The organism is Gemella sp. 27098_8_155, from assembly GCF_041433725.1.
Classification (GTDB): domain Bacteria; phylum Bacillota; class Bacilli; order Staphylococcales; family Gemellaceae; genus Gemella; species Gemella haemolysans_D.
The window spans coordinates 1-24,658 of record NZ_JAPWCA010000007.1 but is presented as its reverse complement, the minus strand read 5'-3'; the positions used below and the strand labels follow the sequence as shown (position 1 = coordinate 24,658).

Genomic DNA, 24,658 nt, shown 5'->3' with positions numbered 1-24,658 from the left:
AAGAATAAAATGGATAAAAGAAATGAAAGGCAAAAGAAAATAAGGAACTTTTCTATAATTGCACATATTGATCACGGGAAATCGACTCTTGCGGACAGAATTTTAGAAAAAACAAAGGCGTTAGAACAACGTGAAATGAAAGCACAACTTCTTGACTCAATGGATATTGAGCGCGAAAGAGGTATTACAATTAAACTTAATGCAGTTCAATTACAATATACTGCCAAAAATGGAGAAGAGTATATTTTTCACTTAATCGATACACCGGGACATGTAGACTTCACTTATGAAGTATCACGTTCATTAGCAGCATGTGAAGGGGCTATTTTAGTAGTTGATGCTGCTCAAGGTATCGAAGCGCAAACATTAGCTAACGTATACTTAGCATTAGACAATAATTTAGAAATTATTCCAATTATTAATAAAATCGACTTACCTGCAGCAGATCCTGAGAAGGTTAAGACTGAGATTGAAGATGTAATTGGATTACCTACAGACGATATCGTTCTAGCTTCTGCTAAGGCAGGAATTGGTATTGATGAAATCTTAGAACAAATCGTAGAATACGTTCCAGCTCCATCTGGTGATGCGGCTGAACCACTACAAGCATTAATCTTTGACTCATTATACGATGCGTATAGAGGAGTTATCGTTTCAGTACGTATTAAGAATGGTACTGTAAAAGCTGGAGATAAGATTAAGATGATGGCTACTGGTGGTGTGTTCGAGGTTACTGAGGTTGGTATTCACACACCTAAAGAAAAAATCGTTGATGAACTTACTGCAGGGGATGTAGGATTTATTTGTGCATCAATTAAAAATGTAAGTGAAACTCGTGTAGGGGATACAATCACATTAGCGAATAATCCTGCTAAAGAAGCATTACCTGGATATAGAAAATTAAATCCAATGGTATTCTGTGGATTATATCCAATCGATTCATCAAAATATAATGACTTACGTGAAGCATTAGAAAAATTAGAACTTAATGACTCTGCTTTACAATATGAAGCGGAAACTTCTCAAGCACTTGGATTCGGATTTAGATGTGGATTCTTAGGAATGTTACACATGGAAATCATTCAAGAGCGTATCGAACGTGAATTTAATATTGATATTATTGCTACTGCACCATCGGTTATTTACAAAGTTGAAAAAACTGACGGAACTCTAGTAGACGTGTCAAACCCATCAGAAATGCCAGATCCACAAAAAATCAATAAGATTACCGAGCCATTCGTTAAGGCGAGCATTATGGTACCAAATGACTATGTAGGTGCTGTTATGGATCTTTGTCAGAAGAAACGTGGTATCTTCTTAAATATGGAATATATAGATGATACAAGGGTTAATATTACTTATGATATACCTTTATCAGAAATCGTCTTTGATTTCTTCGATCAACTTAAATCTAATACAAAAGGATATGCGTCATTCGACTATGAATTAACTGGATACAAAGACAGTAACCTTGTTAAGATGGATATTCTATTAAATGGTGAACAAGTCGATGCTCTAAGCTTCATCGTTCACAGAGAATTTGCTTACCAACGTGGTAAAGTTATTGTAGAAAAACTTAAAAAACTTATTCCAAAACAACAATTCGAAATTCCTATCCAAGCTGCTATTGGAAATAAAATTATCTCTCGTGAAACTATTAAAGCGATGCGTAAAAACGTTCTTGCTAAATGTTACGGAGGGGATATTAGTAGGAAACGTAAACTATTAGAGAAACAGAAAAAAGGTAAAGAGAGAATGAAAGCTGTTGGTAGCGTAGAGGTTCCTCAAGATGCCTTCATGGCTGTTCTTAAAATGGATGAAGAATAATGAAGAGTTATCCACGCGGAGTATATATTCATATTCCATTTTGTAAGTATATTTGTTCATACTGTGATTTCAACAAGTTTTATATACAAAGACAACCTGTTGATAAGTATATAGATTGCTTAATCAAAGAAATCGAGAGTATGGAAAACATTCAAAATGTTGAAACTATTTATATCGGTGGTGGAACACCAAGTGCATTAAATGACGAGCAACTTCATCGTTTACTAACTGCATTAAGAAATAGAATTCCACAACAACTGCGTGAATTTACTTTTGAAGCTAACCCTGAGGATCTTGTTGATTCTCGGGTTGCTTTGGTAAAGGGCTACGGAGTTGATAGAATTAGCATGGGAGTTCAGACTTTTAATAACGAATTGTTAAAAATTCTTGGACGTGGACATGTTGCTGATGATGTAGATATGGCAATTGCTAATTGTAAAAAACATGGCATTGAGGATATTAATGTAGATTTAATGTTCTCACTACCGAAGCAAACTATGGATGACTTATATGACAGTATGAAGAAGGTTGCAGAATACAATATTAGTCATATTTCATGTTATTCATTGATTTTGGAACAGAAGACTAAACTTTATAATCAGGTTAGAGATAAGAAAGTTACATTGCCTTCAAATGAAACTGAAGAGAAAATGTACAATGAGGTTATTAATTTCTTAACAGAAAATGGTTATGAACAGTATGAAATCAGTAATTTTGCTCGTCCTGGTCATGAGAGTGTTCATAATAGCAGTTACTGGAAGAATATTGAATATTATGGTCTTGGAGCAGGTGCACATGGTTATATTGATGGAGTACGTTATGCTAACCAAGGAGCATTAAAATTCTATATCGACAGTATGTTAGAAAAAGGGCACGCTAGACGTGAAGAAAATACAGTAACACTTAAGGAAAGAATTGAAGAGGAAATGTTCTTAGGACTACGTCTTTTAGAAGGTGTAGATTTAGATATTTTTGAAGAAAAATATGGAAAAAGAGTAGAAGAAATATTCAAAAATGTTATTGATAAAAATATAAGAGAAGGCTACTTGGAAATTGAAGGTAATAAACTTCGATTAACTAGAAAAGGATTATTCTACGGAAATGATGTCTTCTCTGAGTTTTTATTGGATTAATAACATATTTAAATAATGAGAATGATTTTTGTGGGAGGAACTTGATTAATTTATATAAAATTATTGAGTTTCTCCCAATAATGAAAGAAAGGAGAATTATTGTGGAACGAACATATATTGAAAGATTGCTTAATAATTTGAATGCAAAGTATGGTTTCAATTTGAAATTCAGTGAGAATTTTAAAAATGCATTTTCTCATTCTTCTTATACTAATGAGAAAAGAATCGCGAAGCATTTAAATTATGAGCGTTTGGAATTTTTAGGGGATGCTGTTGTTGAACTTACAACAAGTGAATTTTTATTTAAGAAATTTTCTGAGCTTCCTGAAGGTGAACTTACTAAGCTACGTGCATCTATTGTTTGCGAAAAAACATTGGTTAAATACGCTTTGCAACTAGGTTTAGATAAATGTATCTATCTAGGAAAAGGTGAAGAAAAGATGGGTGGAAGAAGTCGAGCAGCTTTACTTGCTGATATTTTTGAATCTTTCACAGGAGCAATGTACCTAGAGTCAAATCTTGAAGTTGTAAAAACTTTCTTACATAACACGTTATTTACAGAAGTTCAAGACCTTGAATATCATAGCTTTGTAGATTATAAAACTATACTACAAGAGTACATTTCAAAAATTAAATTAGGTGAAATTGAGTATGTAGTACTTGATTCTACGGGTCCATCACATTCTAAAACTTTCACGAGTGCTGTTTTAATTGGTGGAAATCAGTATGGAAGTGGAACTGCAACGACTAAGAAAGAGTCTGAACAGCTTTCAGCCAAACAAGCATTAGAAAAACTAGGATACAAAGATATTTAAAAATAATGAAAGGAAACAAAGATGAAATTAGCAAAGGTTGAAGTTACAGGTTTTAAATCTTTTCAAAAGAAGACAACGTTTGAATTTAAAAATAACTTAATCGGTGTTGTTGGACCGAATGGTTCGGGAAAAAGTAATATAATTGATGCTATTCGTTGGGTTTTAGGGGAGCAGTCTGCTAAAAATTTACGTGGTAGTAGCATGAAAGATGTTATCTTTTCGGGGACTGAAGATGCGAAAAGAAGGAACTTTGCTGAAGTAGCAGTAACATTTTCTAACGGAGAAGATAATTGTGAAATTAAAAGACGTTTGTATAGAAATGGTGATAGTGAATATTACATTGATAATAAACGTGCTAAATTAAAAGATATTACGGATATCTATCTTGATTTTGGGATTAATAAAGAAAGTTACAGTATTATTACTCAAGGTAAGGTAGAAGATATTATTTCATCTAAACCTGTTGATCGTCGAGCTATAATAGAAGAGGCATCAGGGGTATTAAAATATAAAAATAAGAAAAAAGAAACTAATCTTAAATTAGAGAAAACAAATGATAATCTAATGAGGTTAAATGATATTTTCTCAGAAATCTCAGGTCGTTATGAAATCTTAGAAGATCAGAAAAATAAAACTCAAAAATATTTAGATTATTCGAATGAACTTGAAGAAAAAGATATTTTATTAAATGTTTACAATATTGCTGAATATCAAAAAAGACTTGCAGATTTACTACAAGTTAAACATGAGAAAGAATCTGAAAAACTTGGACTTGAAAGTAGACAAGAAGAACTTATTAAAGATTTAGAAAGCATCAAGAATAGTTTAGTTTCACTCGATAGAACTTACATGAAATATCATGATGAGGAGTTAGAATTAGTTCAAAAGAAAGAATCTCTTCAATCACAATTAAGTGTTATTGAGGAAAGAAAAAACAATAGAACACTTAGAAGTGAAAAAATTAACGATGACATTAAATATCTTGAGGAAAGAAAACAAAATCTTGAGAATAAGTTAGCAGAAAGAGAAAAACTAAATGCTGATACTAAGGGGAGAATTCAAAAGATTAACAAAGAAATATCTTCGTTAGAATCGGGTGAAGAGAGTAAACTAGAGTTAATCGAAAGAAATATAGAAGAACTAAAAGACTCTTACTATAATTTAATAAACGAAGAAACTAAACTAGAGAATAGTATAGAGTTTGCTAAGAAAAATCTTGAGAGTGTTGATGAAAATACTAAAGAGATACTTGATAGTATTGAAAGACAAAAACAAGTTTTAAGTGTAAGAGAAGAAGAATTTTCTACAGCTACAGAAGAACAAAAGGTATTAAATGAACAATTATCTAATCTTCAAAAAGAACTTGATATATTAGTTGAGAAAAATATTTTAATTAATTCAAATGGGAAAAATATTGAGGAGCAAATTCGCACAGGATATAACTTCAAGAGCAACTTGGAAAATCGTAAGAAGTTCTTAGAAGATCAAATTAATAATTTAAGCTTTTATAATATTGGAGTTAAAGAGATTCTTGCTAATAAAGATTCTCTAGCTGGTGTTCACAATAGTGTAGCAAATATTGTAGAATTTGATAACGAATATGCCGTCGCACTTGATATAGCTTTAGGGCAAGCACAACAAAATATTATCGTAGAAAATGAGAATGTAGCAAAAGAATGTATTAATCACTTAAAGAAAACTAATAAAGGTAGAGTTACATTCTTACCATTAAATAATATTAAAGCAAAAGCTATAGCGAGTGATGTTTATAGAACAGTTGTAAATGAAGAAGGATTTATTAATATAGCTGAGAATCTTATAACTGTTGATAGTGAGTATAAAAATATAATATCTCACCTATTAGGGCTTGTTATTATCGTCGATAATATGGATAATGCCAATAGAATAGCTCGTAAAATTAATTTTAGAAATAGAATTATTACCCTTGATGGGCAAATTATTAATAGTGGTGGATCTATCACAGGGGGAGCTATTAATAAAAATAACAATTCATCTATTAAACATAAAGCTGAACTTGATGAACTTTCACAAAATCTTGTTAAAATTAATGATAAGATTGAAAAATTAGATAGAGAAAAACATCAATTAGAAAATCAACAACAAGAAGTAATGAATGAAATTGGAAGTTTAAAATCGACAAAAGAAGAAGCGATTTTAAAACTTAAGCAATTAGAATTAAGTGTAAGTCATAAAACTTCTGAGATTGCTGATATTAAAGCAAATATAAAATTTAATGAGAAGAAATTATTAGAATTTAGAGACAATAAAGATGATTCAAGTAATATTATAGAATTAACTCAAAATCTTGAGGGAATTAGAGTAAAACTTAAAAAACTTGATGAAAAAATCAAAGAAGAAAGTAGTAAAAAACAAAATGCTCAAAGTGCTGAGGAATTATTCTTAGAGAAAATTGCTGAGCTTAAGATTGAAAAATCAAAATTAGAAGAAACAACTAAGCATGGTTTAGAATTAATAGAATCACTATTAGCAGATATATCAGATGTGAATGAACAGTTGACAAGATTAGAAATATCTAAAGATGCAGAGTCTTTAAGTGAGGAAGATGAGCATAAGATTCTAGAAAATAATTCTAAGATTATTACTGAGTGTAGTGAACGTTTAACAACGCTTAAGACGTTATTATCAGATCTTGATATGGAAAAAACAGGATTGTTTAAACGTGAAAAAGAAATTACGATTGCTCAACAAAGAAATAACGAAAGTCTACGTCAAAAAACTTCAGAGTTTGAAAAATTAACAGTAGAACAGACGAAGATAGAAGTTAAAATTGATGAATATCTAGAAACCCTTGTTACTAATTATAATGTAACGTATGAGAGTGTATCAAATAGATTAAATGCCGATATTATTGATGAAGTACCTTCATATAAACAAGATGTAGCAAGACTTCGTAAAGAGATTGTAGAGTTAGGTAATATTAACCTAAATGCTATAGCAGAATTCGAAGAGGTTAAAGAACGTTATGACTTCTATAATGAGCAAATTACCGACCTTGTAGAAGCGAAAGAAAAACTAGAAGAGACTATTGCAGAGATTGATAAAGAAGTAAAAGAACGCTTCTTAACAACATTTGTTCAAGTAGCAGAGAACTTCAATAAAATATTTAAAGAGTTGTTCAAGGGTGGTTATGCTGATATGACATTAGAATCACCGAATGATATATTAAATACCGGAATAGTAATCGAAGCTTCACCTCCTGGCAAAAAGCTTCAAAACCTTTCATTATTATCAGGTGGGGAGAAATCTTTAACTGCGATAAGTTTATTATTTGCGATATTACAGGTTAAAAATCCTCCATTTGTAGTGCTAGATGAGGTAGAAGCGGCGCTTGATGAAGAGAATGTTGATAGATTTGCTAAATTCTTAAAAGTTTATTCAGAGAATAATCAGTTCTTAGTTATCACACACAGACGAGGAACTATGGAAGCTATGGATACTTTATACGGAGTAACAATGCAAGAAAAAGGTATTAGTTATATCTTAGAACTAGAGTTGAAAGATGTAATAGAAAACTTTGATGATAATATAAAGTAAATGGATAAGAGAATTAAAGAAATATATATATAAATCATGAAAATATGCCTTATATTTCTCCAGATAGGAATATAGACAAATGGTTGTTAAATCCTAAACCAGTACCTAAAAGAAATATGATTAATTTAAACGATAAATTAATTGCTGGAGATATCATTCTATCATGGTTTGTTGGTTTTGGTACATTTACTACAGAATCGTGATTTCCAAAGTATTTTAAGTATACGTATGGAATTAATGCTCCAGAGAATCTAAGTAAACTTGTAAAAGAAGGTTTTATTGAAATAGAAAGTGCTTTTGCATCATTAAAGCATATTAATTCAATAATGAAGAAAAATATACTTAGACAAAAGGCGATAAAAGGTTTATCAAAACTAAAGGCAGCTGAGTTAGATGAAGTACTAAAGGAAAATTCTAGTGAAAAACTTTTAATATTAGAGGATATGTATTAACAAAAAAAGGAAAACAAGCTTTATTAAATAATCAAGAGGTTATTGATAGACATCCTAAAAAGAATATATAAAATAATTTGGAGGGCTTAGCAAATTACTAGGTCCTTTTTTTGTGAAATCATTGACCTTATTATAGATAAATTATATAATAATAATATATAAATTGAGTGGGCACTCAAAATAAGGAGTGATAAAAATGTCTAGAAAAGAAATAATATATAATAAATTTGGAAAAGTGGACGATATTTTAGAATTTGTTACAACTGATTCTAAAAAACTAAATAACGATGAAGTTCGCATTAAAGTATATTCGGTCGGATTAAATCCAGTTGATTATAAAATTTTTGAAGGTGTTAAACAACTAAGAATACTATCTTTTTTCATGAAATTAAAAAGGCCAAGTGAATGGTTTAAATCTAAGAAAGCACTCTTTCCTAGAGGAGTAGGTAGAGACTTCTCAGGGATTATTTTAGAAATTGGAAGTAATGTTTCAAATTTTTCAGTAGGAGATAAGGTTTTTGGGACTATAATTAATCCTCCAGGTTTAGGAACAAAAAAAGGTGCTTTAACAACTGAACTTTGTGTTAAAGAAAGTGAAATATATATAAAGCCAGATAATATTAGTTTTAATATGGCGTCAACAATGGGTGTTGCTTCTCTAACGGTTGGTGGTGCATTTAGAAAAGTTAATCTTCGAAGTGATGATATCGTTGTAATTTCAGCTGCCTCAGGAGGGATAGGATCAATTGCCGTTCAATATGCAGTAGCAAAAGGAGCAAAGGTACTAGGGATAGCAAGTGAAACTAGTTCGGAGTATATTAAATCATTAGGAGGAATTCCGATTTCATATAATAGGGATATAAAGAGTCAAATTTATGAATATTTAAATGAAAAAGAAAAAGTTACTAAATTTTTAGATTGTTATGGTGGAGAATATGTAAAACTTGGCTTTAATTTAGGTTTAAAAGGAAGTGATATTGGTACTTTAGTACCATCACCATATGTCATGATAAGGGGGGCAAATTTTACTGGTCCTAGACATTCTCGATATTCTGATTTTATTGAATTAGCAAAATTAGTATCTAATAATCAGGTAAAAATAAATGTGGATAATATTTATAATTTTTCACTAGCTGATGTGAAAAAAGCATATAATAAATTAGAACAGGGTCATACAAAAGGAAAACTTGTTGTAGAGATAAATAAGGAATAAAAATTAATTAATATGAAAAATTTAATAACGGAATTTAATAATAAAATAAAAGTAACCAATCTTAGTAAGAAACAGCAAATGGTATTAATAGCAAGTTTAGAACTATTCTCAGAAATAGGATTTGAAAATACAAAAACTAATGATATTGCAAAAAGAGCAAATGTGTCAGAAGGAACAGTATATAGTTTTTTTAAAACAAAAGAGGGTATATTAAACGCTATTGTATCAGAATTTATGGATGAAATAATACCAAACATTATTTTTGAATTTTCTGATAAGAATTTTATAAATAATTATAGTAGTTTTTCAGAATTTATTCATACAATTGTAAAGGATAGATTAATATTTATTCAAGAAAACTTATTACAATTAAAAATAATTTTTCAGAGAATATTAATTGATAAAGATCTCGTAAAAAAAATAGAGAAAATAGTTGTTGATGGTATACTTCAATCAATTAGTTCAATATTAAACTATTATAAGAAGAATAATATAATTATAGATTTACCAAATGAAAGAATTGTTAGATATCTTTTTTCTTTAACATTATCTTATATGATACCTCAAATGATAATAGAAGAGAATGGTGAATTAGATATAAATGAAGTTACAGATGAAATAGTTGAATTTCTAACAAGGGCATTGTTAATAGAATAAGTCAATTAAGAAAAAATGTTTGCTTTGAAAATTTTTGGGAAAATTAATGAATAAAAAATAATCCTTTCTTAATAGAATAAGAATAGATTAAATTCTAAAATAAAGAAAGGATGATTTTTACTGTATTCTTTTCAAATATAGATTAAAAATACAATATAATTAAAATAGATAAGATATATTAAAAATAATATAAAGATTATTTCAAATTTTTTTAAAGAAAATCACCTTTATTAAAGGTGGTTATTATTTTTTGTTAAAAAACCATACCAAACATATACTACGATAATGACAGCTAATAATTCACTTAGATGAATTAAAATATTCAAAACAGAAAATTCAGCTATATGATAGTAAACGCCAGTTTTTTGAAATGCTATCGCGCAAATTACTAAAGGGAAAGTAAAAGCAGAAAAGCTAGGATAGAATTTTCTTTTTAGTAAATATGGTAATTGAATCAAAACAAAAATAAATAATAATATAGTAAGTGGTACTAATACTGTAAGTATATAGTTACTTTTTTGTGTTACTCCAATCATATAACTAGCTAGTAATAATCCACCAGGTGCAGAAAATACTGTTATAGTAGGATAGTCGCCATCTTTATAATGTTTATATTTATAAACTCTATAAAGAACAAATGGTAGTAGTACTAAATAGTTAATGTATGAAAAATAGAAGTAAATTAATCCTAGTGTTTCTAAGTTGTAATTTATTGCTGTTACTGTTACAACGGCTGGTCCAACGAAGGTAATAAACCAAGTTGGATAAATATTTTTGATATGTTTTTCTTTTAAAATAAAATTATAAATTGCATAACAAACAACAAATAAATCTAGAAGAATTCCAATAATCCAAAAGGGAACACTGTAAGCACCGATAAATTTTTTTGAAAATGAACTTAAAAGCATAATACTCATCGGATAAGTTGCAAGAACTGTTGCAACAACTGGGTTTTCCATTTCTTTTTTTAAATTGTCAAATCCTAACACAAATTTAATAGTTAAAAGTACAATTATTATCAAAGATAGAAGACTAAATAATAATTGTAGTGTAGGGCTGTATGGTTGTAATAGGTTTCCTAACGCTACTGAACCAAGTGCTAAACCTGCAATTGGTGTAGGTAGATTTCTAATTGTATTCATAAATAACTCCTAATAAATTTTCTCACCTTTAATTGTAAACGATTTTACATGAAATTTCAATATAAAATCTCATATACATAAAAATGTATATGAGATTTTATAATATAGTTATTTAGCTAATCCTTCAGAAATTTTATCTAAGTTCCATTTCATCATGCTGTAGTAGCTATCTCCATTTTGTCCTGGTTCAGCGATTGAATCAGTGAAGATTTTTTCGTAAATTGGAATGTTAGTATCTTTTGATACTGTTTGCATTGGACGTTCGTCAACACTACTTTCTACGAATAGAGAAGGTACTTTAGTTTTACGTAATTTTTCAACTAGAGTTTTGATTTGATCTGGAGTTCCTTCTTCTTCAGTATTGATTTCCCAAATGTAAGCAGATGGTACGTTGTATGCTTTAGAGAAGTACTTGAAGCATCCTTCACTAGTTACGATAGTTTTTTTCTCTTTAGGAATGTTGTTGAATTTCTCTTTAGCTTCTTTGTCTAATTTAGAAAGTTTTTCTAAGTAAGTTTTAAGGTTAGCTTCGTAGAAATCTTTGTTTTTAGGATCTTTAGCTTCTAATTGCTTAGCAATGTTTTTAGCATAAATCATACCATTTTCAAGATTTAACCAAGCGTGTGGGTCTTCTTTACCTTTTTCGCTTTGACCTTCAAGGTAAATTACATCAACACCTTCACTTACAGCATAGTAATCTTTATTTTCTTCTTTTTTAGCATTTTGAACTAATTTTGTAAACCAAGCGTTACCACCAGTTTCTAAGTTGATACCGTTGTAGAAGATAAGATTAGCTTGAGATGTTTTTTTAACATCATCAGGAAGTGGCTCGTATTCATGTGGGTCTTGACCAACTGGTACGATACTGTGTAAATCAATTTTATCACCAGCGATATTTTTAGTAATATCAGCAATGATAGAGTTAGTTGCTACTACTTTTAATTTTGTAGCTTCGTTAGAATTTGAGTCTTGTTTAGCGCTAGAACAAGCAAATAATCCAACAGCTAAAGTAAAAATAAGCGCTAGAAAACTTAATTTTTTAAAACCTAATTTTTTCATATTATAGGCCTCCTTTATTATTTTTTTTGTAAGACAAAGAATAAAATAGATTTACATAACTAATAATAATCATTATCAATTAAAACCTTTTTAATAACACCTCTAAATAAACTCACTTTGGAAGTATTTTTTATTTTAATAAGTTTATTTAAAGGGATTATTATATTAATTTAGATTAGATAAAAACTAGTTTATTCTTTGTATGTTATTACCTAAATTATTTTTTTTTATGCTTAACAAAGCGTTGTTTTGGTGCAATAAAGAAACTTATTGCGAAAACAATAGCAGATGTTAAAACAATACTAGATCCAGCTGCGATATTGAAAGAATATCCTATGAATAGCCCGAGTACAGAACAACATGCTCCAATTGTAGATGATAAGAGAATCATTGTTTTTAGACTATTTGCATAAAGATATGCTGTAGCAGCAGGAGTAATTAGCATTGCTACAATTAGAATTGTACCAACACTTTGCATTGCTGTTACAGATACTAAAGTTAAAAGTATCATAAGTAAATAGTGATAGAAATTAACTTTCATTCCCATTGCTTTTGCCAATAATTCATCAAATGAAGTTAGTAATAATTCTTTGTAGAATAGTTTTATTACAAGTAATACGAAAATAGCAACTCCAATTGTAATATACATGTCTAAGTCTTGAACAGCTAAAATATTACCGAACAAGATGTGGAATAAGTCTGTAGAACTTTTTGCAACACTGATTAGGATAACACCTAAGGCTAAAAACGAACTGAATGTAATACCTATAGCGGTATCGCTTTTAATTATTGAATTACCTTTTATAAATGTTATGATAATTGACGCTAATAGTCCGAATACAATCGCACCTATAAAGAAGTCAATTCCTAATATAAATGATAGGGCGACTCCTGGAAGAACTGCGTGAGAAATAGCATCTCCCATTAAAGACATTCCCCTAAGTACAATAAAACATCCAACAGCACCCGCCACAATACCTATCACGATTGCAGTGATAAGAGCATTCTGCAAGAAATGAAAACTATAAAGACCATCTATAAATTCTTTAATCATTAGATTCACCTCCCATGAAGAATAGGTCAGTACCATATGCTTTAGTAAGGTTTTCTCTAGTAAAAGTCTCTTTCGTATCACCATAAGAAATAACTTCTTTGTTTAGTATAAGTACTTTATCAAAGTATGAATGAACTTTTCTTAAGTCGTGGTGTACAATTAAAATTGTATGTCCTTTAGAACGAAGATCTCTTAGTGTTTCCATGATAATTTCTTCACTAACAGAGTCAATACCAACAAAAGGTTCATCTAAAAATATATATTTTGCTTCTTGGACAAGACAACGAGCAATTAATACACGTTGAAATTGACCACCTGATAACTCGCTGATTTGACGATTTGAAAATTGATCTAATCCAACAAGTTTCAATGCTTCGTCTACTTTTTGCCAATCTGATTTTTTTAATTTTTTAAAAATACCGATTTTTGGATATAAACCAAGTGAAACACATTCCCTTACTTTTATTGGAAAATTGTAATCGATATTAATTTTTTGTTCAACATAAGCAACATTATTTAAATTTTCTTTAGAGATTTTATTATCTATTTTTGCACTACCTGTTGATGGTATTATGTTCAAAACAGCTTTTATTAAAGTGGATTTTCCAGCACCATTTGGTCCTATAATACCAATTATATTAGCTCCTGTAATTTCTAAGTTAACATCAGAAAGAACAGGGGTTTGGTTGTAGGAAACGTTAAGATTTTCGATTTGTATCATATCTTCCCCTCCCTCATATAATTTTTCTCTACACATTAAAGTTTACCTTAGGAAAGAAAATAAGTCAAGACAATTTTGTTGTAATTGAGAAAAAAATATGTACTTTATGAAAAAAACAGTGGAAATTAATTGTTATTTCAGAAAATGAAAATAAAAAAAACCTACCTTACAAAAAATATTGTAAGGTAGAAATAAGGGAGTAAATATGAAAAGTCTTTATTATAAGCTAGGGAGACTTATAATAAAAGAACATATTGAAGTAATATAATAATTACTTCATTTATAAGTATAACAGAAGTATATACAAAAAACAAGAGGAAAATATAATTTTCTTTAAAATAATTCAGTTATATTTTGGTAAAATATTAATAAAACTCGATTTATATAAAAAGATTAAAATTTTGATAATAGTTTATATTATTATTTATATATTAAATACAACTAATGCTATTATTATAGTAAAAAATAGTATTAAATAATTTACTGTAAAGATGTAAATATAATAGGCATTTGTAGGAGTTTTAATAACGCTAATTTGTCATTTAAGAAAAATTAATATAATATTAAGTTATTATTTTTCGCTTTAAAAACTAAAAATATAAAAAAATGTTTGAGATAATGTATAGAAAAAAGGTGGAATATTTTAATATGTAAATTGATTTTATAGGATTATTGGAATTACAGTTGTATCTTTTAAAAACACAAAATATAAAAAGAAGTTAGTTTTTAATCCTAACTTCTTTTTGTGATTTATTTTACTTCAAATTTTTCACGGACGATTTTTGCAACTTGTTCGCAATATTTATCTGTTAGTTCATCGCTACTAGCTTCTACCATTACACGAATTAAATTTTCGGTACCAGAAGCTCGTAATAAGATACGTCCATTTCCTTCTAATTCTTTTTCTACTTTTTTACATTCAGCAAGAATTTCTGCATCTTCCATAGCAGATTTTTTATCCACTACTTTAATATTGACTAGTTTTTGTGGATAAATATTAACTTCATTAGCTAGTTCTTCTAATGACTTTCCAGAAGATTTAATTATATCAGCCAGTTTAACAGCTGTAAGAATACCGTCACCAGTTGTCGCATAGTTCATAAGAATAATATGACCAGATTGTTCTCCTCCAAGTGAGTAGTCGTTATTTCTCATTTCTTCAACAACATATCTATCACCTACGGCAGTTTTTATTGATTGTAATTCATTTTCTTCTATTGCTTTGTAGAATCCAATATTACTCATTACTGTTGATACTACCATATTATCTTTCAGTTCACCTTGTTCTTTTAAATGTTTTGCTAAGATGAACATTATTTTATCACCATCGACAATATTTCCTTTTGAATCGACAGCTAAAACTCTATCACCATCACCATCGAATGCAAAACCTACATCTACATTATTTTCTTTAACAAAGTTTGCAATTGTATTGATTTTTGTTGAACCAACATTGTCGTTGATATTGATACCATTCGGGTTACATCCGATAGTTTCTATATCTGCTTCTAAATCACCGAAGATGAATGGAGCTACACCTGTTGTGGCTCCGTTAGCGCAGTCAAGAGCAATTTTAATTCCAGATAAATCTCCAGAAATAGATTGTTTTATGTGTTGAACATATTTTTGACTTAATTCATTACCGCTATAAAGTTTTCCTATTTGTTCATAACTAGCATTTTTTATTTCGTTTGAATTGTCGATTAGGTGTTCAATTTCTAATTCTTGATCGTCTGTAAGTTTGAATCCATCAGGTCCAAAAATCTTAATTCCATTGTCTTGGTATGGATTGTGAGAAGCAGAAATCATAATTCCGCTATCAGTTTCAATTGTTTTAGTAAGATATGCAATTGCTGGAGTAGGGATAGTTCCTACCGTCATAACATTAACACCAGTGCTAGTTAGTCCTGCTGTTAAAGCTTGTTCAATCATGTCACATGAAATTCTAGTATCTCTACCTATTATTACTTTTGGATGTTCTTTTTTTTCAGTAAGTAATTTACCAAGAGCTTTACCTACTTTAAAACTTAAATCGGCAGTTAGTGATTCTCCTGCGATACCACGAATACCGTCTGTTCCAAAATATTTTCTCATAAAAAAATGACTCCTTGTATTATAATCTATATGAATATTACTATATAAAGCAAAATAAGTCAAGGTCTAGGGTTGTTTTAAGCGTTTTATTAAGTAACTAATATCATGTAAAGCGTTATTTAAAAGTGAAATAATATTAAAAAACAACTCGAAAATTGATTGTAAAAAATCTTATTTTCGAGTTATTCTATTAGTTTTTATGACATATAGAGTTTTTGAATTTATGAATCTATATGGATTTTAATAATTGATATTACTATTATTTATTTAATTTCTCAATATCTTCTAGAACTTTTTTAGCTTCATCTTTTTTGTTCTTAGAATAAACATGCTTATTATATATTATTGCACTTATAGAAATCATATGAGCTGAAACTGGCGCGGCTAAGAATAAGAATCCAATTGCTAAAAAGAATTTAAATTCAAGGACGTGTAAATATCTATAGAAATAAACAAATCCAGCAATAAGTACTAATTCAACAGCAAATGAACCAGTAACACCAGCAGCATGAATTTTAGTTAGTTCATCGGGTAACCTAATGAATCCAATCACAGTTGCTAACATAGCTATAATAGAAACTAAAATTAGAAGTATAATAACAACATCTAAAATATTATTTAGTATCATCACTGAAAACCTCCTTTTTAGCTAAGAATCTAGCAGTAACTACAGTACCAACTAAACAGATAATAGCTATTATAAGTATAAGTGAAATATATGAAAAAGTTTTATAGTACATACTTACTAAAACTATTAAGCACATAAGAGGCATAGCAAGAAGGTCGCTTGCTATTAATTTATCAAAGATACTAGGCTTTTTAATGATATAAATTAGTAAGAAAAATATCATAGCAATACTAGCGAAAATCCCCAATAAAATAGAATACTCTACAATTTTATCCATCTAAATCAACCTCCAATATTGCTTTTTCAAAGCTATTTTTTATACCTTCAATTTCACCTGGAATATCATCAGTATCTAAACAGTGAATATGTAAGACTTTATTATCATGACTAACATTCACCGTAAGAGTACCAGGTGTTAAAGTAATCATGTTGGCTAAAAGAGTAATTTGCCAATCTTTTTTTACTTCAAGAGGATATTCAAAAATGACAGGATTAACATCAAGATCTTTTTTGAACATTAATTTTAAAACATTCACATCTGCTTTTAGCAATTCAACTAAAAACATTAAGATTAATTTTATCCATTTATATACATAAATGTAGTATAGTTGTTCTCCTAAAATATTTTTAACAAATGTCTTTCTGAAGATGAATAATAATACCATCCCCCAGAAAAATCCAACTGCAAAATATTCAGAATTATAACTTCCTGAAAAGAACATCCATATTACACCAACTAATATGTTAATTAAAAATTGTAGTGCCATAATTATGCTCCTTTCTTAAGTACTAAATCGATATAATGTTGAGGATTAAGTACCATTTGAATACCTTTATCGAAGACTCCATCTAATAGGTTACTGCTAACTCCAATAATTAATGCAATTGCTACGATAGCGATAAGAGGGATTTGTACACCTTTAGGAAGTGGTTTTAAAATTAAACTCTTATTTATATTATCGTAAAAGACATTTAAGAAAATTTTAATTAATGAGTAAAATACAACTAATCCAGACAAAGCAACGAGTATTGCAATAAATGTATTGTTGTTTGCTACTAATCCTTTAATTATTAAAGCTTTACCATAAAATCCGCTAAATGGTGGTACTCCTGCTAATGATAAGACAACAATAAAGTATGTCCAACCTAGAAGAGGGTATTTGTTAATTAATCCACATTTTTGAACATATTTAACACCACTAACGTAAATTATTAAGCCTACGATTATGAATAAAGCAGCTTTAAGCAGTATATCATTAACAGCGTAGAATAAAGCACCTTTAACACCAAATGTATTTAATGTAGCTGTTCCACAAACCATTACTCCTAGAGAAATTACAATGTTAAATACTACTATTTGTTTTAAATCTTTTTGGTAAATAGCCCCAATACATCCGGCTATTATAGATATAGCACCTAAGATTAATAAGTATGATTTAATGAAGTTTGACTCGTAGTAGAATAGTCCGTAAGTTCTAATGATCGAGTATAGTCCAACTTTTGTTAATAGCGCCCCAAAGATAATTGAGACAGCAATTGGAGGTGCTACATATGATCTATTCATCCAAGTGAATAGTGGGAATAAAGCACCTTTCATACAGAACACAAATATCATTACAGCACCGATAAGATATAATCCTCTACGATCTGACATAGAAGAAATTGTTTGTGATATGTATGCCATATTTAAACTACCAACAATTGTGTAAAGATAACCGATACTTATAACGAATAAACTACCAGCAAAAACGTTCATTAGTACATAACTAATAGAAGATTTAAGTTGTTCTTTATTTATACCTACTAACAATAGTAAGTAAGAAGACATAAGTAAGATTTCGTAGAAAACAAAAAGGTTAAAAATATCTCCTGTAGTGAATGCTCCATTAATACCTACCATTATTAATAAGAAACCAGGATAGAAGAAGCTAAGTTCACGTATTTTATCTATTGTTTTAAAAGAATATAATAAAGTTGCTAAAAATACTAATGATGAAGTTGTAACTAAAACACTGTTTAGTCCATCTAAAGTCAATGTAATACCAAAAGGACTAGCCCAGTTACCCATTTCTAATATTAGTATTTTATGTTTATCTACAAGATAGATGTTGTAGATTGAAAATGCTAAGACTAATAGAGTAGCTAATGTTGTTAGTAAACGTTGCATTGCTATTCTTTTTCTAAATAATACTGTTATTGCAGCAAATAGAAGGGGTATAAATATTGGAATAACAGGTAAATTACTATGCATTATTTCTCTCCTCCTTCATATTTTCAACGTCTTCAAGATCAATTACATTATCGCTTCCTTTTAGTTTGTAGTTAGCGATATAAATTGAAATTAATAAACAAGTTACTGCAAAACCAATAACAATAGCAGTAAGAATAAGTGCTGCTGGAATTGGGTCTATATAATTTTTTCCTAGTTCTGAGATAATAGGGATATCTCCATCATATAAACCACCTGCGATAAGAATAATTAGGTTAGCAGCATGTCCAAAAAGACCAACACCGATAATTATTCGCATCATACTCTTAGAAAGCATAAGGTAAACACCAAAACCAACAAGAATACCGCATAAGATAATCATATAAAATTCCATTATTTACCATCCTTTCCAAAAGCTAATATTACTGACATTAACACACCAACAACTACGAAGTAAACACCTAAGTCGAAAATCGCAGCTGTGTGTAATTCCATCTCTCCCATAATTGGAACATGGATATGAGTGAAGTGATGTTTAAAGAAATTTTTTCCAACAACAACTCCACTAAAAGCTGTTCCGATAGAGAAAAGTAAGCCGATTGCTGTTACATAAACGTAATTAATTGGAAGTAGTTTAGTAACTTTGTCTATTCCATATGTGAACATAGATAAAGCAAGAGCCATTGTACAAAGGAGTCCACCTACGAAACCACCACCTGGAAGGAAGTGCCCACCGAAGTATAAACTAAGTGAAAGTAGAAATATACAACCTGAAATAATTGCAGATAATGATTTTAAAATTACATCATTAGTTTTCATCTTTTGGTCCTCCTCTTTTAATGATTTTGAACATAGCATAAATTATTAGAGCTACCATTGTCATAACGGTGATTTCAAATAGGGTATCAAATCCCCTGAAATCGACGATAATAACATTTACTATGTTTCCTCCACCAGATGCTACAACATTGTCGAAATAAAATTGGCTGATTTCTGATGGGTTTTTGTATGCATAAGATACAAGTCCTACAATTATAAAACTAACACCAGTCAGTGTTGCAATAATTGCATTTGTAAGTTTGAAACTATTTTTTTCTACTTGTTTTGTTTTATCAGTTAATAGAATGAAAGCTATCAAGAAGATAATTGTAGAAATTGACTCGATGACGAATTGCGTCATTGCCAAATCAGGTGCTCTGAAAGTTACATATAAACCAGTCATCATAAATCCAACACCAGATGAAAGGATTATAAGTACTAATCTATTATAAACTCTTGTAAGAGCTACACAACAAAGGACAATACATAGTCCAATGAATATATTCATGTAATGAATAGTAGAGAAGTTATTTATTATCATAGGTCTACCAATTGCAAAATAACCACCGATAATAGTCGCTGATAGGCCACAGAATATATAACTCATATTTCTTCTTAGTTGATTTGTGATAAATGCATCGTGAAGTTCACCACTAACTTTATGTAATAATATACCTAAATTGTTGTATGCACCGTGAATAGATACAATGCTAGGGTTTATTGAATAAATACCATTACCACTAGCGAAAACTTTATAAATTACAAAGCTTGCGATTATAACAAAAATAGAAGTAAGGAGTTCACTTGATAGGAAACTATCGTGATGAATATGAGTTATTACCTCATTATTTGTTGTTTTTACTGCAAGAGCAGCTTGTTGAGCTGGAATTACTATATAATCTTTAATAAATGTGTTAATAATCACAAAGATTACTAGTATTATTGGAGATATAAACATACCATTTTTAGGTAAATGAAGTTTTTTATCTCCAAGTACTTTGCTATCGAAAGTACCTAGGAATGGTTTGAAAGCTAATATTAATGAATATATAGCTGTTCCTAGAGCACCGATTACAACAGCTATAACAATTATTATGTATAGCATACTAGTATTTAATAAGCCATATACAGCTGTTAAGAAATATTCTTTTGAGTAGAATCCACTTAGTGGTGGAATTCCTGCCATAGAGAATCCAGCTATTATACTTAATATAAATCCAAGAGGCATATACATTCTTACTCCCCTTAGTTGCTTAATATCTCTAGTATGGAATGAGTGATCTATTATACCAGTTATCATAAACAAGCTAGCTTTAAATGCTGCGTGGTTAATAATATGGAAACATACAGCATAAAATGCAAAAGTATAAATATAATGATTATCATTATATAGACCTAGGTTTGCAATACCAATCATAAGTGTCATCATTCCAAGCTGACTGATTGTTGAATATGCTAAAATTCCTTTCAAATCTTTTAAGAAAATTGCAGATATTGATCCTAATAACATAGTAATAGTACCAAAAACAATTAAGATATTTCCAAAAGCTGGTGTGAATGAGAATACAATTCCAATTCTAAGTAATAAATAAATACCGGCTTTAACCATTGTCGCAGAGTGAAGATAACTACTAATTGGAGTTGGAGCAGCCATTGCATCAGGTAACCAAATATGAAATGGAAATTGAGCTGATTTAGTGAATGCACCAAATAAAATAAGAATCATAGCGATAATATATTTACTGTTGTAACCATGATTATTAGTAAAGTCAATTATTTCACTAACGTTAAAACTACCAGTGATACTATTAAGAATGAAGATACCTGCTAACATTAATACGCCACCAAAAACAGTAATTATTAATGATTTTAAAGCACCCTTTCTTGAAGCATCATTTTCATGCCAATAACTAATAAGTAGGAAAGAAGATACAGAAGTCAACTCCCAAAACATGTACATACTAAGCATATTATCAGATAATACTACTCCTAGCATTGCTGACATGAATATTAATAGAAATATGTAAAATTTATGTAGTTTTTCATCTGAAATACTCATATAGTAACATGAATATAAGATTACTAAGGTACCAATTCCTGTAATTAGTAATGAGAAAAGAAGTGATAAACCGTCAAGATTAAGGTTAATATCAAGTCCTGCATTAGAAACAAATGCTAATTTTTTATATATTGTCCCACCTGAATAGATATATTTTATATTTGATACAAAATATCCAAACAGAATTAATGGTACAATTATAACAAATTTTCCAGTATGAATATTTTTGAAGTTTTTCCTTAAAAAAGGTATGAAAAACATCGCAATTACTGGGAAAAAGACAGCTAATTGTAACATAAAAAAACCTCTTTCTAATTTATTTTTTATAACATTAATTATATAACAAAATTGATTAAATTACTATTAATATCCAATTTTTATCTAATTATTTTTCAATAAATATTGTTGTATATAACAAAACACCATTAATAATTCTTTAATAAGCTGTAAAAATATGTGTTAATTATTTTTCAAAAAGAATAAATATTATTATATTTTTAGCGAAGTTGATATTTATATATATTTACTATATGTTATGAAATTATTGATGAAAACATCATGTAAGAGTTATTGTTTTCAGAATATTTGTTGAAAAATATAGATAATTATTTTTCTAATATAACTTGTTTAAGATAAGAAAAAAAGGTATAATAAAGTTATTAATATATTTACAGGGGGACTAACTGATGTCACATAAACAAACACCACATATTAAACCAAATGGAGTAGAGATCGCAGAAACGATTCTTTTACCAGGAGATCCTTTAAGAGCGAAATTTATTGCTGAAACTTTCTTAGAAGATGCCGTTTGTTTTAATGAAGTGCGTGGTATGCTAGGATATACTGGAACATACAAAGGTAAAAAGATTTCTGTAATGGGAACTGGTATGGGACCAGCTAGTATCGGTATTTATTCTTATGAATTAATTCATACATTTGGAGTGAAAAACTTAATTAGAATTGGAACTTGTGGAGCATTACAACCAGAAGTAAAATTATACGACGTAATCTTAGGAATGGGATCTTCTACAAATTCAAATTACATGCACCAATACAATATTCCAGGAAACTATAGCTTAACAGCTTCATTTGATCTATTATTAAAAGCATACAATAAAGCTCAAGAAATGGGACAACAAGTACACGTTGGAAATATTTTATGTAGTGAGATTTTCTATAATGCTGATGAAAAAGCTATGGAAAACTGGATTAAAATGGGAGTTTTAGCTGTTGAAATGGAAAGTGCTGCATTATACGCTAACGCTACTGCAGCAGGAGTTAATGCTTTAACAATCTTAACAGTAAGTGACTCTTTAGTAACAGGAGAAGAAACTACTCCTGAAGAAAGACAAACAGCATTTACTAAAATGATGGAAATTGCTTTAGGTCTAGCATAAAATTAAAATTTAAGAGATAATTTAGAGGTAATATTATATGAGTAACTATCAAGAACTATATGAAAAATGGTTAAACAGTTCAGCTTTAACTGAAGAAGAAAAACTTCAATTAAAAAACATAGCTGATGATGAAGTAGAAAAAGAAGATAGATTTTATAAAGAATTAGAATTCGGAACTGCGGGATTACGTGGTAAAGTAGGTATGGGTTCAAATAGAATGAATAGATTCATTATCGCTCGTGCTACAAAAGCGTTAGCGCAAACTATTATCGACAATGGATTACAAGAAAAAGGTATTGCTATTGCACACGATCCACGTCTTTTTTCAAAAGAATTTGCTAAACTAGCAGCATTAGTAATGGCTAGTAACGGAGTTAAAGCATACTTATTCGAAGATTTACGTCCAACTCCAGAATTATCATTTGCAGTTCGTTACTTAGGAACAGCTAGTGGTATTAACATTACAGCAAGTCATAATCCTAAAGAATATAATGGATATAAAGTATACTGGCAAGAAGGATCTCAAATTAAATCTGACATAAGCGATAAAGTTTTAGAATACATTAACTCAATGGATATCTTTGACAACTATGTTACTTTAACAGAAGAAGAAGCTCAAGAAAAAGGATTACTAGTTTACATTGGTCAAGAAATTGATGAAGAATTCTATAGAGAATCTTTAAATTGTGCAATTAATGATGAAAATATTGATAAAGACATTTCTGTAGTTTATACTCCATTAAATGGGGCGGGGTACAAAGCTGTAACAACAGTTCTTGCCCGTCGTGGATTCAAAAATGTTCATGTTGTTGAAGAACAAAAAGATCCAGATGGAACTTTCCCAACAATTGAATATCCAAACCCAGAAGATACTGCAGCATTTGAATATGGTGAAAGATTAGCTAAAGAAGTTAATGCAGATGTAATCATCGCGACTGACCCTGACTGTGACCGTCTTGCTGTAGAAGTAATTCACAATGGTGAAGTAGTTTCTCTAAATGGTAACCAAGCTGGAGCGGTATTAGTACAATATGTTATTGAAAATCTTGCTAAACAAAATAAACTTCCTGAAAACCCAGTATTAGTTAAATCTATCGTAACTTCTAAAATGGTTGAACCACTTTGTAAAGAATACGGAGTAGAAGTAATTGACGTTCTAACTGGATTCAAAAACATCTGTGCATTGCCAAATGAATGGGATATTACAGGTGAGAAAAACTATGTAATGGGATATGAAGAAAGTATCGGATACAACGTTGGTACATTCTTACGTGATAAAGATGGTGTAACAATCGCTATGTTATTAGTAGAAGCTGCAGCATTCTACAAGGCACAAGGTAAAACATTAGTTGACGTACTTGACGGATTCTATGAAAAATATGGGTACTACTTAGATAAAACTATCTCAATAGTTTTAGAAGGTGCAGCAGGTGCTCAAAGAATTAAACGTATGATGGAAAAATATCGTGAAATCTTTGCTCGTGAAATTGCTGGAAGTGAAGTAGTAGCTATTACTGACTATCTAGTACAAAAAGAAAAAACTGTAGCTACTGGAGAAGAAAAAGATATCGAAATTGAAAAAACTGATGCTGTTAAATTCAGCTATTCAGACGAATCTTGGTATACTTTACGTCCAAGTGGAACAGAACCAAAAGTAAAACTTTATATCTATGTTAAAGATGCAGATAAGAAAGTTGCAGAAGAAAAATTAGTTAAATTTGAAGAAAAAGTATTAGAATTACTTTACTCAATTGATTAATAATAAGAAAAAAGGAAGTGAGAAAAAATCTCACTTCCTTTTTT

Annotated in this window: 22 protein-coding genes; 10 read left to right on the top strand and 12 right to left on the bottom strand. The window is 29.6% G+C overall.

Annotated features, from left to right (window positions below):
• Positions 1-9: 9 nt before the first annotated feature.
• The 8 genes from lepA to O5Y44_RS04365 all read left to right on the top strand — a co-directional run bounded on the left by lepA (position 10) and on the right by O5Y44_RS04365 (position 9,673).
• Positions 10-1,827 carry a translation elongation factor 4 gene (gene lepA / locus O5Y44_RS04400; RefSeq protein WP_271965846.1) on the top strand — a complete coding sequence of 606 codons (1,818 nt, stop codon included), beginning with the start codon at positions 10-12 and terminating at the stop codon, positions 1,825-1,827.
• Complete coding sequence (gene hemW / locus O5Y44_RS04395) at positions 1,827-2,960, top strand: radical SAM family heme chaperone HemW (RefSeq protein WP_371465609.1); 1,134 nt, start codon at positions 1,827-1,829, stop codon at positions 2,958-2,960. Before lepA ends, hemW begins: the two co-directional genes overlap by 1 nt.
• Before the next feature lie 101 nt (positions 2,961-3,061).
• Positions 3,062-3,775, top strand: coding sequence for a ribonuclease III (gene rnc, locus O5Y44_RS04390; protein ID WP_371465608.1), 714 nt, complete (start codon positions 3,062-3,064; stop codon positions 3,773-3,775).
• A 21-nt stretch (positions 3,776-3,796) separates the two neighbouring features.
• A complete protein-coding gene (gene smc / locus O5Y44_RS04385) occupies positions 3,797-7,351 on the top strand; it encodes a chromosome segregation protein SMC (RefSeq protein WP_371465607.1) in 3,555 nt (1,184 codons plus the stop codon).
• A 44-nt stretch (positions 7,352-7,395) separates the two neighbouring features.
• A complete protein-coding gene (locus O5Y44_RS04380; RefSeq protein ID WP_371465606.1) occupies positions 7,396-7,554 on the top strand; it encodes a hypothetical protein in 159 nt (52 codons plus the stop codon).
• A 123-nt stretch (positions 7,555-7,677) separates the two neighbouring features.
• Positions 7,678-7,803: a hypothetical protein gene (locus O5Y44_RS04375; protein ID WP_371465605.1), complete on the top strand. Its 126-nt coding sequence runs from the start codon at positions 7,678-7,680 to the stop codon at positions 7,801-7,803.
• A 196-nt stretch (positions 7,804-7,999) separates the two neighbouring features.
• A complete protein-coding gene (locus O5Y44_RS04370) occupies positions 8,000-9,016 on the top strand; it encodes an NADP-dependent oxidoreductase (protein ID WP_271965841.1) in 1,017 nt (338 codons plus the stop codon).
• Positions 9,017-9,028: 12 nt separating this feature from the next.
• A complete protein-coding gene (locus O5Y44_RS04365) occupies positions 9,029-9,673 on the top strand; it encodes a TetR/AcrR family transcriptional regulator (protein ID WP_371465604.1) in 645 nt (214 codons plus the stop codon).
• A 230-nt stretch (positions 9,674-9,903) separates the two neighbouring features.
• On the opposite strand, the gene O5Y44_RS04360 is transcribed toward O5Y44_RS04365, so the two are convergent.
• The 12 genes from O5Y44_RS04360 to mbhE all read right to left on the bottom strand — a co-directional run bounded on the left by O5Y44_RS04360 (position 9,904) and on the right by mbhE (position 21,755).
• Positions 9,904-10,815, bottom strand: a complete 912-nt coding sequence (locus O5Y44_RS04360; protein ID WP_371465603.1) for a TDT family transporter — start codon at positions 10,813-10,815, stop codon at positions 9,904-9,906.
• Positions 10,816-10,923: 108 nt separating this feature from the next.
• Complete coding sequence (locus O5Y44_RS04355; RefSeq protein ID WP_271987512.1) at positions 10,924-11,874, bottom strand: metal ABC transporter substrate-binding protein; 951 nt, start codon at positions 11,872-11,874, stop codon at positions 10,924-10,926.
• 217 nt (positions 11,875-12,091) lie between these two features.
• On the bottom strand, positions 12,092-12,928 hold the full coding sequence (locus O5Y44_RS04350; RefSeq protein ID WP_271965837.1) for a metal ABC transporter permease: 837 nt from the start codon (positions 12,926-12,928) through the stop codon (positions 12,092-12,094).
• The gene (locus O5Y44_RS04345) at positions 12,921-13,649 is read right to left on the bottom strand and encodes a metal ABC transporter ATP-binding protein (RefSeq protein WP_271987513.1); all 729 of its coding nucleotides are present in this window, start codon (positions 13,647-13,649) and stop codon (positions 12,921-12,923) included. Before O5Y44_RS04345 ends, O5Y44_RS04350 begins: the two co-directional genes overlap by 8 nt.
• Positions 13,650-14,399: 750 nt before the next feature.
• Complete coding sequence (gene glmM, locus O5Y44_RS04340; RefSeq protein ID WP_271987514.1) at positions 14,400-15,743, bottom strand: phosphoglucosamine mutase; 1,344 nt, start codon at positions 15,741-15,743, stop codon at positions 14,400-14,402.
• Positions 15,744-16,002: 259 nt separating this feature from the next.
• Positions 16,003-16,371 carry a cation:proton antiporter gene (locus O5Y44_RS04335; protein ID WP_271987515.1) on the bottom strand — a complete coding sequence of 123 codons (369 nt, stop codon included), beginning with the start codon at positions 16,369-16,371 and terminating at the stop codon, positions 16,003-16,005.
• The gene (locus O5Y44_RS04330) at positions 16,358-16,648 is read right to left on the bottom strand and encodes a monovalent cation/H+ antiporter complex subunit F (RefSeq protein ID WP_271987516.1); all 291 of its coding nucleotides are present in this window, start codon (positions 16,646-16,648) and stop codon (positions 16,358-16,360) included. The genes O5Y44_RS04335 and O5Y44_RS04330 overlap by 14 nt, the downstream gene beginning before the upstream one ends.
• The gene (locus O5Y44_RS04325; RefSeq protein WP_271987517.1) at positions 16,641-17,138 is read right to left on the bottom strand and encodes a Na+/H+ antiporter subunit E; all 498 of its coding nucleotides are present in this window, start codon (positions 17,136-17,138) and stop codon (positions 16,641-16,643) included. Before O5Y44_RS04325 ends, O5Y44_RS04330 begins: the two co-directional genes overlap by 8 nt.
• A 2-nt stretch (positions 17,139-17,140) precedes the next feature.
• Entirely contained in the window at positions 17,141-18,622 is a 1,482-nt protein-coding gene (locus tag O5Y44_RS04320) for a proton-conducting transporter transmembrane domain-containing protein (protein ID WP_271987518.1), read from the bottom strand.
• On the bottom strand, positions 18,615-18,974 hold the full coding sequence (locus O5Y44_RS04315; protein ID WP_003147003.1) for a Na(+)/H(+) antiporter subunit C: 360 nt from the start codon (positions 18,972-18,974) through the stop codon (positions 18,615-18,617). The genes O5Y44_RS04320 and O5Y44_RS04315 overlap by 8 nt, the downstream gene beginning before the upstream one ends.
• The gene (locus O5Y44_RS04310; protein WP_003147002.1) at positions 18,974-19,399 is read right to left on the bottom strand and encodes a Na(+)/H(+) antiporter subunit B; all 426 of its coding nucleotides are present in this window, start codon (positions 19,397-19,399) and stop codon (positions 18,974-18,976) included. The genes O5Y44_RS04315 and O5Y44_RS04310 overlap by 1 nt, the downstream gene beginning before the upstream one ends.
• Positions 19,389-21,755: a hydrogen gas-evolving membrane-bound hydrogenase subunit E gene (gene mbhE, locus O5Y44_RS04305; protein WP_271987519.1), complete on the bottom strand. Its 2,367-nt coding sequence runs from the start codon at positions 21,753-21,755 to the stop codon at positions 19,389-19,391. The genes O5Y44_RS04310 and mbhE overlap by 11 nt, the downstream gene beginning before the upstream one ends.
• Before the next feature lie 389 nt (positions 21,756-22,144).
• On the opposite strand from mbhE, the gene deoD reads away from it, so the two are divergent.
• Entirely contained in the window at positions 22,145-22,855 is a 711-nt protein-coding gene (deoD, locus tag O5Y44_RS04300; protein WP_271987520.1) for a purine-nucleoside phosphorylase, read from the top strand.
• A gap of 37 nt (positions 22,856-22,892) precedes the next feature.
• Positions 22,893-24,614 carry a phospho-sugar mutase gene (locus O5Y44_RS04295; protein ID WP_271987521.1) on the top strand — a complete coding sequence of 574 codons (1,722 nt, stop codon included), beginning with the start codon at positions 22,893-22,895 and terminating at the stop codon, positions 24,612-24,614.
• The last annotated feature ends 44 nt before the right edge of the window (positions 24,615-24,658 follow it).